We start from the raw sequence: 12,541 nt of genomic DNA, 5'->3' as shown, positions 1-12,541 counted from the left end.
GGTTAAAACATCCCTTTTAACATATTTAGATAATGTGATAGTGGTATGACATTTAATTGAGACAGCATACTGAATATAAATAATGCTGTAACACCGATCAGACCGAATAATGTATTTTTAGATACATTTTCTTTATTTACTTCTATGTCGTTAATCGAGCCTATCTGATTTTGAAGCTGTCCTTCTTTATATGCAAGCTGCTGTTCCTTATCAAACTGATTGTATTTTCTAATAAACCTGCCATATAAACCGACCGTCGGAATACAGTCTCCTTGCGCTTCAATTTTGCCATAATGAATCCATATCGCTTTATTGCACATCTTCTGTATCTGACCGATAGAATGACTGACAAAGAAGATGGTCTTCCCTTCTTCTTGAAACTCTTTCATCCGTTCGATACATTTATTAGAGAATGTGTCATCCCCTACAGACAGCGCCTCATCCACAATGAGTACGTCTGGATCTGTATGGACAGCAATCGCAAAACCAAGGCGTGATTTCATCCCGCTGGAATACGTCTTAATCGGCTTCTTAATGAAGTCTCCGAGTTCAGAGAAGTCGATGATATCATTAAAGTGGTCATTAATCTGTGCTTCAGTCAGACCATGCATCAGACATTTCATACGGATATTCTCTTCCCCTGATAATTCATTATTTAATCCTGCAGATATAGCGATCAGTGAGCTTCGGCCGTTTATTTCAATCGTCCCTGCAGTAGGTGAGATGACTTCTCCCAAGAGGTTTGAGAGCGTTGATTTACCGGCACCATTTAATCCGACAAGTCCAACACTGTCCCCAGCATTCACTTCGAAGCTGATATCTTTCAGCGCATAATACACATCGTCATGTGTCTTATGCTGCCAGAACTTAAGGATATCCAGTATTTTCTGACTTTTACTCTGATTGACCGGATATACTTTAGATACGTTATCGACCTTTACTTTCACTGTTTCCATAAGACACCTCCTCTTTCAGTGTCAACGCTTTATCAAGGTGTTTGTTTATTTCTCGAACAGTTGCTCCATATGCAGAAAAATGGTTCATATCTACTTTGTACAGCTTTTCATCCACTTGTTCAGATAATATACTGCCTTCTTCGATGAATGCCAGTGTGTAAGCTGTACTTCCGAGATAATCGCTGAGCTTAGATGGCAGGTACGGATTAACATCCTTGATCCCTTTCGTATGCGCATCATAAATCATCAGAATATCCATCTGCTCAGTTAAATTTAAGAACTCAAAGTAATCTAAGTAGGGATTCAATCTAATGTAATCTTTAAAATCGCTGTTATTATAGAATCCATTCGTCTTCGCATTTATATTTGTGAAAACATTAACCTTGAAGTTCGTGATGCCATCTAAAATCAGGTATTTACACATTAACTCGAGCTCTCTGAATCCGCGGGTATCATAGAAATTACCGAAGTATGCAAAGTTGAGCTGTGTCTCATCATATTCATAGTGCGCCTGCGCCATATGATAGAATGGCTGCGGCAACGTCGGATGTGCTGAAATGACTGCACGTTTACGAATCGATGCCTGAAGCTCACTGTCAAAGCGTCTGATAATGTATTCGAGCTGCAGCCTATTTGTAAATATGAGCTCATCGGCATAGGCAAATGGTAATATCTCGCACACATTAAATACATTATCATCGACTAACGCCTGATAGGCTTCAGGTAGCGTCTCTCTTAAATGTTCAATGTATTCATTAGACTTAATCGGGGAGAACCTATTCTCAGATTTCACATCTGTTAATAACGGATCAGAGAATTCTGCGCGCCAGTATATCTCAGGTTTACTCAGTTTAATCTCATACGCCAGGAAATGGGACGCCGGGAACATTGCACGGCTATATAGTTTATTATATTTATCTTTGAATGTGCTGAATATCTCCATGCCTAGATGAGTAAACGTTTCGATACTTTCATAGCTGCTGAATGCCTGTTTGGCATCAACGATAAACTTTGTATCGATCAGCCCTTTTGCAATGCCTTCCAACGAATAATCCTTCTTACGGATCCTATCCATATTATTTGAGATAATATCTACTTTATTCCCTTCCATATAGATACGCTTTGCCATGACATTGCCAGAAGTATCATTGTATGGCGGGAAGCAGTAAGCGATGACCAACTCCTCTGCACGCCCTTTATTCAGAATTTCAAGGTTGATCGTTTTAAATGCTTTCAGTTTATCCAGTTCTGTCTCAAGCTTTGTTTCACCTTTATCAATCTTATTACCAATTCTGAGTAACAAGATATCCGCCACATGCTGAATAAATGAATTGACACTCGTAGTATTACGATACAGTGCGACTTCGTTAAGATAATTTAAAGAAGGCATCGTCTCTAAGTCTTTAGTGTGTAGAAGGTTGCGCACTTCAGGAACATACTGAATGTCAGCAAACGGTGTAATCACAAACGCATGATGACATATCATTTCCGTGATAGCTTCGAAACGGTTATCGGTAATTGACGCTTTCAAACGATGGGTCTCTAGAAATTGTTTAGGTATGATAATCCCGTAAAACTCATAGAGCTTAGTAAGCAGATGATTCATAGGGTATTCTACAGCACCGTCCTGTAGTTCATAGTCGTTTAGAGCTTCAATATCGACATGAATCTTTACGACATTAGGATGAACTACTTTAGACGTTTCCTTTTCCGTATCGATCTGTGCAAGCGCTATCTCTTCATCTTCTTTTGTCTCTTCATCTTTCAGTACATGGTTCAACTCGCTATTCATAACGCGTTGCGCAATATAGATATGATTCGACCTGAAATGTACAGGTTCATCAGAACATATAAGATCTTTAATATCTTTCACAAACATTAGATGTGAAGTGCGTACATATTTCAGAACTTCTTTAATATCAAGTTGTTTCGCAGGTGATAATACCAATACATTGTCGTATTGATGATTGCGAATAAGTTCATCATATACCGTCTTATCCTGAGGGATAACAATATAGGATAAGTGTGATTGTATGTGACCATAGTCCAGTGCTTCAGTAATGATCGTCAGCCCTTCCATTATCGTACCGATTTTCTTTCGTACACGTATCAGATCATCATATCTTAGCTTTGCATCATGCTGATAGTTCAATCTCTTCACCTATCCTTTTAAATCCCAATATTTAATCTGTAATTTACCGAGTCTTGAATTACGCAGATTATTTAATCGTTTTAAAGTTTCTTTATACTTATTCATTAACTCATTATATTTCGCCGCTTCATCTTCACGAATCCCCGCCTGAACCTTCGATTCGTAACGTTCAATCTTGGCATTTGCCCATCCAAGTTGACTTCGGTACTGTTTCATCTCTTTATATATCGTGCGGTTCACCGTTCCCTCTATATACGCTTCCATGCTTTCATACTGCTGAATTTGATACCATTTGATCATGTTGCTGCTATTGATAGATGATAACGTTCTATTTTTTAAATTATATGTAATGAACACATAATCAGCATTATTACCTATCTCTGCTAATTCATATTCAATGTTGATACTGTCTTTACATGTATCAAACAAGGAGACAGGAATGCGCAACGTTAATCTCTTAGCATGAGTTGCATGCACTAAATCTCCGAGGTCTCTTGTACCTTCTTCAACAGGAAGACTTTCAGACAGTAATATATCGATATCATCTACTTGCTGAGTGATATGATTCAATATACTTGTATCAATTCCTGCACTTAATTTGAGTGTTGTCGTTGCTTCAGGATAGCGCGTAATCAGTTCGTAAGTCATAATATCCTCCTTACACAGTAAATGAAATCGTATCGATTTCTTTCTGACCCGTCATGCGATTTTTTACGAAGAGACGTGCAAAGTACTTCCCTTTCGGTAGTTGAAATACGAACGTGTTGCTATACTGATACTTCGTCTTGACCAGCTCTTTCTTTGACCTTTGATGATAGAGATAGCATGCATACATCATCGTATCACCAGAAGCGTCGACAATTAATGAAGAGAACGTCTCATCTTTATCTACGACAATCTTATTGATCTTTAGTTTGACAGGATTATCTACCAGTAACTGTCTCGTATCTTCCATCATAAATTCAATCTGAGACTTTAAATCATTATATGCCGCTTCCCAGTTCACTTCATTTGTCATCGTTCAATCACCTCAAGTTCTTTTTTCGTTATCATTTCTTCTCCAGTCAGTCGCCTTATCGCTTGCGCTGCATTGTGGCTGAGACGCAGAAACACATCAGGATGGTTCACCAGAAAATCGATACGCTCGATCATTCCTGCAACATCATCCCTATCTGCAACAAGCCCTGTTTCCTTGTCTAATATAAATTCCTTAATCGCACCGATATCATTGGAGATAGGCACAAGGCCGCTACTCATCGCTTCACACAGCGATACACCTTGCGAATCATGTCTAGTAGGTCCAAGGTAGATGCCGTTTCTTGCGTGAATTTCATGAATCTCATGTTGTTGCACAAATGCTTTATTTAATTTGACATTACTGAATTTTTGAAGCGGTTTCGTTATATCATCAAATAAAGGTCCGTCACCATGCAGTTCGAAAGTCAGCTCATCAAAATATTTCTTCTTGCTTAAACCGATAATGACATCTCTTGTAATATCGTTCGCATAGTTCTTAGCTGTATAAGGTCTGATATTGCAAATGTTAAATCTATCTTCCGGTTTTTTCTGACGATACGGAAATAGGGACTCATTAATCGGGTTATGGATAATATGATATTGATCAGGTACCTTACCCAGATATGGATCGACATATTTTTCTTTATAGCTTTTTGAGACATAGATAAACGTCGCATCATACAGATCCTTATCCATCAATGCAAGAAACATCTCTTTAACTTCTTCGTAATAACTATCTTTTCTTTCCATTACATTTAAAAATGACTGCTTGCTCGATAAGAAGTTGTAATACCTTGAAAACCAAGGTTCGGCTTCAAACCCATGCATCCATATAATTACTGGAGGTACTGTGTGCATCATCTTTAATGCCTGGAACATCTTCAGATTCATAAAATGAATCAGCAGCTTATGGAACGGATGACCATTGACATAATCAGCGAGCTGGAATTCATCCAGAAACTTTACAGTGACCCCGTCATAGACAGCATCAAATCTTACTTTCGTCGTCATAACGACAACTTCAATATCCAGACCTGCCTGCTGGTATGCTTTTACTCTTCTATGGATGAATGCATTCGAATAAATCTTATCTTCACTTGGGTAAGCGTTTGTAATTAACAAATATTTCATTTTGCACCTCAATTTATAAATAATCTACTAAACGATTCTTGAATCGATAATGAATATGCCCGCCGATATACAGCAATAATAGTGTAAACGTCCAGAAATAAAGATGATCTGTGATATTCCCATAGAGCATCCCCTCTCCTTCAATGAATGCATTGCGATATATTCCTATGAGATAAGCAAATGGATTGAGCATCGTAATCACCTTTAGTACAGGTGAAACCGTATTTGCATCCCAGAATATTGGTGTGACAAAGAAACACATACGCAGCACGTTCTGTAGCATCTGCTTCGTATCTCTGATAAGAATGACCAATGTACTCATAATAAGATTAAATGCAAAGATCAGCATATAGGATGCAAATATGAAATACAGAAATTCAAAGTAATGACCAAACGATACAAAGTGATTAAAGTATGAAATTAAAAAGATGATCAGTGTCGTAAATACCAAATTAATAAAGTTAATTACATATGAAATAGACAATAGTACAGAAGAAGGGAATTTCATCTTAGTTACTAGACCTAACTGTGCATGTATCGTATTAGAACCTGCGTTAATTGCCTGGGAAATAAAGATCCATGGAAATAATCCTGTAATCAGATGGAGCAAATAATTCATATCCCCGTTATGTGCATTCCCTCTTAACCCCATCCCAAAGACAATGTAATAAATAACAACCTGCATAAGAGGTTGTAATATATTCCAGAATGCCCCAAGGTAATGATTCGAATATTCACTTTTAAGATTATAGCGTGATAACTTCCAAATAAGATTTAAGTTGTTTATCTGCTCTTCTAACAATTCGATAATAATTTTCATAATTACAGCCTCTTCAATTTATTTAACTGATAAAATCCATTAGTTTATGAATATTTGTCTCCCATCTAAAAACTTCAGAACGAATTTTCTTTGTGTTCTCTGTATGACGCCTTAGCATGAACGGATCATCTTTGTATGTTAAGATGGCTTCCACCAGTTTTTCAGTTGAAGCGGATTCAATATTAATACCCACTTCATAATCCTGTATCAGCGCTTGAGTGAAGCCCCCTAAGTTGGTTACAACGGGCACCTCCATGCATATCGCGTCAATCACCTTGCCGGGAAGTACGTTCATAAATACTTCAGATTGCTTAAGAATGGAGAGTGCCACATGGTGTTCACTCGTAAATGAAAGACATTCAGACTTTGGCAGTGTTTCAAACACGTTAACATATTCGAGTTGCTGTTCATCTACAAATCGTCTGAAGTCATTGGCATGTATACCATAGACAATCGCATTAAATGGAATTTTATTCTTATTAAGTGCTACAGCGATCTCCTCCAGCTGTTTGTTATCCTGTGCAAAGCCTAGATTTCCAGTATATACGATGCTGAATGTTGCTTTTTTCGGTCGAAAGTTAAGTTCTTCATCGTTAATCGCATTCGGCAGGAATAGAAAGTCCTTATTTTTTACATATTTCTGAATATGTGGAATGAACGACATATTATTCACTACAATTTTCTTTGCATTTCTATACATCCGTTTTTCCATCAATCTTAACATCGGCATAAATACGTCGATATTAATCTTATCGAGGGCAGACACACTGTCCGGCCATAAATCTCGAATTTCGAGTATCGTCTTGTTTGTAGTGATGTCACGCTGTAGAAATAATGTCCCCCATGGTGCAAATATATTAGGACTTGTAACATAGATGAGATCGAAATATTTTTCCGTATGCTTTACGAAGTAATGCACTTTCAGCATAAATTCAATATAATAATAAAGCCTTGATGACATACTTTTCTTTTGTTTTTCATGACGCATCGCTAGTCGGATCACCCTATTATCAGCTACGTTATTTAACCGTTCATCATTCCAGTATTTTTCATCTTTATACATCTTCTCGTTCGGGTAAGAGGGCTGCGTCGTTAAGATATAGACATCATACCCATGATCCACGAGATGATTGAATATATTTTTCATACGGTTTGCTGCAGATCCGATTTCAGGATAGAAATTTTGTGAGATGAGCAATATGCTTTTCATAGAAACTCCTTATTAAAAAACAAACAGAATACGAACGTATTCTGTTGTTGTAGTTATAAATTGTATAAATTCCCGAAGTTATAGTATTTAACTTCTTTAAATTCATCCTTAGTCTTAACAACGTTCTTAGTATCAAGAATATATTTATTTCTCATTCCATCAAAATCACCATCAGTGAGCTGCTTAAATTCAGAATGATCACTCAATATCAATACTAAATCGCTGTCTTTAACCGCTGTTCCCATATCTTTCTCAACAAACTCCTGCTTCACATGAGGATCATATGCGACAACTTCATATTGAGATGCAGTTAACATTTCATAAATATCAAATGCAGGGGATTCACGAATATCATCCACATCCCCTTTATACGTCAAACCAAATACAGTGACTTTGTTGCCGCCGAGCCTAGATAAGATGTCCTTCGTACGGCGCACAACATATTCAGGCATAGACACATTGATGTCACGTGCAAGTTTGATTAACAGCGCTTGCTCAGGGGCCTCCGCGATAATAAAATATGGATCGACCGCTAAACAGTGACCACCGACACCAGGACCTGGTTTATGTAAATTAACTCGAGGATGTTTATTTGCCATCTCAATCACATCATTAACATTGATCTCTAAATCGTTACAGATTTTAGCGAGTTCATTCGCTAGCGCGATATTTACATCACGATATGTGTTCTCCATTAATTTGGACATCTCAGCGGTCTTCGCCTGCGTCTCAATCATTTCACCTTTAACGAAGGTCCCATATACACGCTTACCCGCTTCAACACAAGCAGGGGTGATTCCGCCGATAATGCGATTGTTATATACTAATTCATGCATGATCTTGCCCGGCAATACACGTTCCGGACAATGGACAAGATAGATATCTTCACCAATTATAAATCCTTCAGACTCGAGATAAGGCTTCACATGGTCATCCATGGTACGCGGTGCAATCGTCGACTCAACGATTACTATATCCCCCTTCTTAAGTAATGGGACGATACTTTCAACACCAGACATCACGATCGAGATATCACATGATCTATGTTCATCGCTGTTATTTGGTGTCGGTACCGCAATGATATATGCATCTGCCTGCTCTGGTGTCGTCGAAGCTTTGAACTTACCCGAGGCCAGCACTTCCTCCAATGATTCTTGTAACCCAGGTTCTTCTATATGAATCTGGCCGTTATTTAATTTATCTACAGCTTCTTGTTTAATATCAACCCCAACAACATCAACCCCATGTTTCGCAAACATAATTGATGTTGGTAATCCGATGTACCCTAGACCGATTGTTGTAAGTTTCAAATGAATCCATCCTTTTCTCAAGAAAACTCATATTTAATTAAGTAATATTTTTTATCTACTTCATGGGTAGTATAACTTAAGAAAATACGGAAAAGTGAGAATTAAACAAATCTTCATAGTAGTTTTACGCTGGTTATAAATTATTAATATTGAGTTAATAAACAGCTCATTTATATACTTTTTTAATATAATATGTTGATTGTAAACATAATGTAAAAGAAAAAAATTTAATATCAACGAATTTAATTTTATGTTAATATATTACAAGATATCACCAACATGACAGGAGCGACTTATGAAGAAAAGAATATGGATAATCACACTCATCATCATCTTAATAGGATTACTTGCAACTGCAGCAGTTGCTTATCAAACATTAAACACAAAGGTAGAGAAAACTGCTAAAGTAATCCATACAAATATCAGCCGAGAAAAGTCCGACCTACGCAAGGAACAAGTATCAATCAAAGATCATGATGCTATTTCAATCGCACTGTTCGGAGTTGACTCTAATACAACAAGACTCGCTACAGGAGATGCAGGACGCTCAGATACAATCATCATCATAAGTATCAATCCAACGAAAAATACAAGCGTAATGGTATCGATACCGCGAGATACATACAGTGAAATAGCCGGGCATAATACACACGAAAAAATTAATCGCGCATATAATCATGGTGGTGCTAAAATGGCAGTAGAATCTGTGGAAAAATTAATGAATGTCCCAATTGACTACTACGCCACGATCAATATGGATGGCATAGAAGAAATGATCGATACAGTCGGAGGAATCGACGTCGTAAGTAATGCAACCTTCAGCTATGAAGGTCATGATTTCGTACAAGGTGAACTGACGCATCTTAATGGGAAAGAAGCACTATCTTTCATTAGAAGCAGGAAGCAAGTAGGCGCAGGCGGAGATTTCGGAAGGCAAGAACGCCAGCAATTAGTGATTCAGGCGCTGGCAGATAAACTGATTAGTATGAGTTCTGTATCTAAAATTGATTCATTATTAAAAACGATAGAAGGAAACGTCGTAACAGATGTGACATTTGATGACCTGAAGACTTTAATCAGCAATTATTCAGAATCATTAAATACGGTCGAAAGATTTCAATTAACAGGATACGGTCAATTTCTTAACGACAACCTATGGTACTTTATTCCTAATCTAGAGGAAAAGCATCACATACAGAATACGTATCTAGAGAACTTGGGCTTACCCCAATTATCCATCGAGGAAGATGGCTATGAACCTCCATCTATTGAATCACAATACATTAATCCTTATAATGATTATTCTAATGACAATGTGATTAATTATGATTCGACGGATGAACCTCCATCTATTGAATCACAATACGTTAATCCTTATAATGATTATTCTAATAACAATGTGATTAATTATGATTCGACGGAAGTGCCTTAATATTATTTCTAAGTATAGATAGAACTGATTTTATAAAATTTTGATTTTCATGTATTATATAAGAGTGACATTAGAGGAGGAATATTGATGAAATTTTTAATCACAGGAGGCGCAGGTTTTATCGGTTCTAATATCGCAGAAAAGCTGGTTAATAACGGCAATGAAGTGCATATCTTAGATAATCTTACAACTGGTAAAATTAGCAACGTGCCATTCATAAAAGAAGAATATATACATATTGAAGACATAAGGAACCATGATTTTATAAGAAATTTACTTATAAAACATAAATTTGATTATATTATCCATCTTGCAGCTATGGTAAGTGTAGTCGAAACGATTGATAAGCCTCTCGAATCAAACCAAATTAATATCGATGCTACCATTAATTTATTAGAGATTATTAAATCTTACAATCCTGACCTGAAGAAATTTATCTTTGCATCTTCTGCAGCATTATATGGAGATTTGCCTGGACTTCCAAAATCGGTCGAAGATCCTTTAAAGCCATTATCTCCATATGCGATTCAAAAGTTTTCTTGCGAATCTTATGCAAAAATTTATAACGACTTATATGATATTCCAACGACTTCTTTTAGATTTTTCAATGTCTACGGTCCAAAGCAAAATCCAGAATCTGACTACTCCGGTGTCATCTCTATTTTAAACAAAAAGTTTGAAAGTAAGTCTACCTTTACTTTTCTCGGTGATGGTCATCAAACACGTGACTTCGTTTATATCGATGATTTAGTATCAGCAGTAATGTTAACTTTAGATAACGATCAGACGAATGGTAAGGTGTATAATCTTGGCACAGGTAATGAGACAAGTTTATTAGAAGTATACAATGCATTCAAAAATAGTTTTTCTTATGATATACCTGTTGAATTCAAGGACTCACGTAAAGGTGATATCAAATACTCAGTTGCCGAAATTACACCATTAAAGGAATTAGGTTACAGTGCGAAATATAGTATTATTGATGGTATAAAAGCATATACCGAATTTAATCATCGCAACCATCAAAAATAAGAAAATCTCTATCGACTTTAATTAATGTCGATAGAGATTTTTTTATTTTTGAGATAAACAATGAATTTGATTACAAAGATTATATAGAATTTCATCATTCGGTATGTATTTTACTAATCGATTAGTGCAGGATGATATATTATCTCCATTCACTGAATTAAAACATAGTTCTTCTGGATTTGAAATTTTTACAAAGTGATCATACGATTCAATATCAATTAATGGTGCTTGAGTATGTTGTTCAAAGAATGCTTCTTTATCAAATTGATAGAGTATTACATCTTTTTGCATGACATTAAAATCAAAGAGAACAGAAGAATAATCGGTAATAAGTACTTTGGCTTTCATCAATAGCTCTGGTATCTTGTCATTGTCTTTTTGAATATCTATATTAATATTTGAAAAAAAGTCGTTGTATCGCTTAAATTCATAATGTTGGAAGAATACTATTCTTTTGTCAGGAAAGTCTTTATTGAGTTTTTTTAATAATTTATGATACATAATAAAATAGTCAGATTCTAAAAATTGCGCTTCATCCTTAATATAACTTCTCCATGTGGGCATGATTAATAGATCTATTGCGTCCAAAGATTCACTTTTATCAATCAATTTATTGAACCTCGGTAGTCCTGAAGTGACGATTTCATCATCCGTATAATGATGTTGAACTAAAAAATCTTTTTCATGTTCAGTCGACACAACGACTAAATCAAAATGTATTTTATTTTTGTCAATATAATCGCTAATATCATTATAGAACACGCCGTGCTGTAAAAAGACTTTTTTATAGTTTAAAATATCGCCAAATGTTTCTAGTAAACCTTTTTTACCATAACCTTCAAAAGACATATATCTTTCAATATCATAAGCATTTACACAAACTTTGCTATTTAAAAAGTACAAGATATGTTTAAGCGTATTAATTTTTATGACTTTATCAGTTTTGTCATTAGTGTGTAAATAATAGCCGTTGTTATATTTTTTATTAAAATAATTAAAAAATAAATAAGAACTATTATCAGACATCGTATCTGGGCGCTCTCCAAACAATATAATATTTTTTCTTATAAAAAATGGCTTGGTCAACCAATACAACACTCTTATTTTAGCTCCAGTTTTAAGCTTTTTATTTTTAAAATCAAAAATTTTATTAAGTTGAAATTTAATTTTTTTTTGTAGACTCAGATTTAAATATAGTAAGACGTTTTCCTCGAGATTAAAATATTTCTGATTTCTTGAACGATTTTCTTCAGAAATATTTATAATATATGGATTATCGCTAATTAACTCATATTCGGTATGTTTGAATTTCGCAATATCAAAATTAATCTTTAATAAATCTAAAGTTTTTATGTTATTTTCAGGATACACAATATGGCCTTTATTACTTTGCCATCTTATATTGCATGGCAATGAATAATTAACAAAGATGGATAGACATTTATCATTTTTCTCTATTCTCACTATATTAATCATACTAC

At 35.5% G+C, this 12,541-nt stretch carries 11 protein-coding genes; 2 read left to right on the top strand and 9 right to left on the bottom strand.

Annotated elements, in window-relative coordinates:
- Positions 1–2 precede the first annotated feature (2 nt).
- The 8 genes from KYI10_03600 to KYI10_03565 are packed head-to-tail and all read right to left on the bottom strand — an operon-like array spanning position 3 to position 8,596.
- Positions 3–956 (bottom strand): ABC transporter ATP-binding protein, encoded by a 954-nt coding sequence (locus tag KYI10_03600; protein QYA33527.1) that lies wholly within the window; start codon positions 954–956, stop codon positions 3–5.
- Positions 928–3,108, bottom strand: coding sequence for a hypothetical protein (locus tag KYI10_03595; protein QYA33526.1), 2,181 nt, complete (start codon positions 3,106–3,108; stop codon positions 928–930). Before KYI10_03595 ends, KYI10_03600 begins: the two co-directional genes overlap by 29 nt.
- 9 nt (positions 3,109–3,117) lie before the next feature.
- On the bottom strand, positions 3,118–3,756 hold the full coding sequence (locus KYI10_03590) for a hypothetical protein (GenBank protein ID QYA33525.1): 639 nt from the start codon (positions 3,754–3,756) through the stop codon (positions 3,118–3,120).
- 10 nt (positions 3,757–3,766) lie between these two features.
- Entirely contained in the window at positions 3,767–4,126 is a 360-nt protein-coding gene (locus tag KYI10_03585; GenBank protein ID QYA33524.1) for a hypothetical protein, read from the bottom strand.
- Positions 4,123–5,256, bottom strand: coding sequence for a glycosyltransferase family 4 protein (locus KYI10_03580; GenBank protein QYA33523.1), 1,134 nt, complete (start codon positions 5,254–5,256; stop codon positions 4,123–4,125). The genes KYI10_03585 and KYI10_03580 overlap by 4 nt, the downstream gene beginning before the upstream one ends.
- Positions 5,257–5,269: 13 nt before the next feature.
- Entirely contained in the window at positions 5,270–6,076 is an 807-nt protein-coding gene (locus KYI10_03575) for an ABC transporter permease (GenBank protein ID QYA33522.1), read from the bottom strand.
- A 22-nt stretch (positions 6,077–6,098) separates the two neighbouring features.
- Positions 6,099–7,286 (bottom strand): glycosyltransferase family 4 protein, encoded by a 1,188-nt coding sequence (locus KYI10_03570; protein ID QYA33521.1) that lies wholly within the window; start codon positions 7,284–7,286, stop codon positions 6,099–6,101.
- 53 nt (positions 7,287–7,339) lie between these two features.
- Positions 7,340–8,596, bottom strand: coding sequence for a nucleotide sugar dehydrogenase (locus KYI10_03565; protein ID QYA33520.1), 1,257 nt, complete (start codon positions 8,594–8,596; stop codon positions 7,340–7,342).
- A gap of 295 nt (positions 8,597–8,891) precedes the next feature.
- On the opposite strand from KYI10_03565, the gene KYI10_03560 reads away from it, so the two are divergent.
- A complete protein-coding gene (locus tag KYI10_03560) occupies positions 8,892–10,028 on the top strand; it encodes an LCP family protein (protein XBW67570.1) in 1,137 nt (378 codons plus the stop codon).
- 87 nt (positions 10,029–10,115) lie between these two features.
- Entirely contained in the window at positions 10,116–11,060 is a 945-nt protein-coding gene (locus KYI10_03555) for an NAD-dependent epimerase/dehydratase family protein (protein ID QYA33519.1), read from the top strand.
- A gap of 42 nt (positions 11,061–11,102) precedes the next feature.
- Here KYI10_03555 and KYI10_03550 read toward each other — a convergent pair whose 3' ends face one another.
- The gene (locus KYI10_03550) at positions 11,103–12,536 is read right to left on the bottom strand and encodes a CDP-glycerol glycerophosphotransferase family protein (GenBank protein ID QYA33518.1); all 1,434 of its coding nucleotides are present in this window, start codon (positions 12,534–12,536) and stop codon (positions 11,103–11,105) included.
- Positions 12,537–12,541: the final 5 nt, after the last annotated feature.

Origin of the sequence: Macrococcus sp. 19Msa1099 (assembly GCA_019357535.2) — a bacterium.
Lineage (GTDB): Bacteria > Bacillota > Bacilli > Staphylococcales > Staphylococcaceae > Macrococcoides > Macrococcoides psychrotolerans.
The sequence above is the reverse complement of the archived record's forward strand: the minus strand, read 5'-3'. Positions and strand labels throughout refer to the sequence as shown.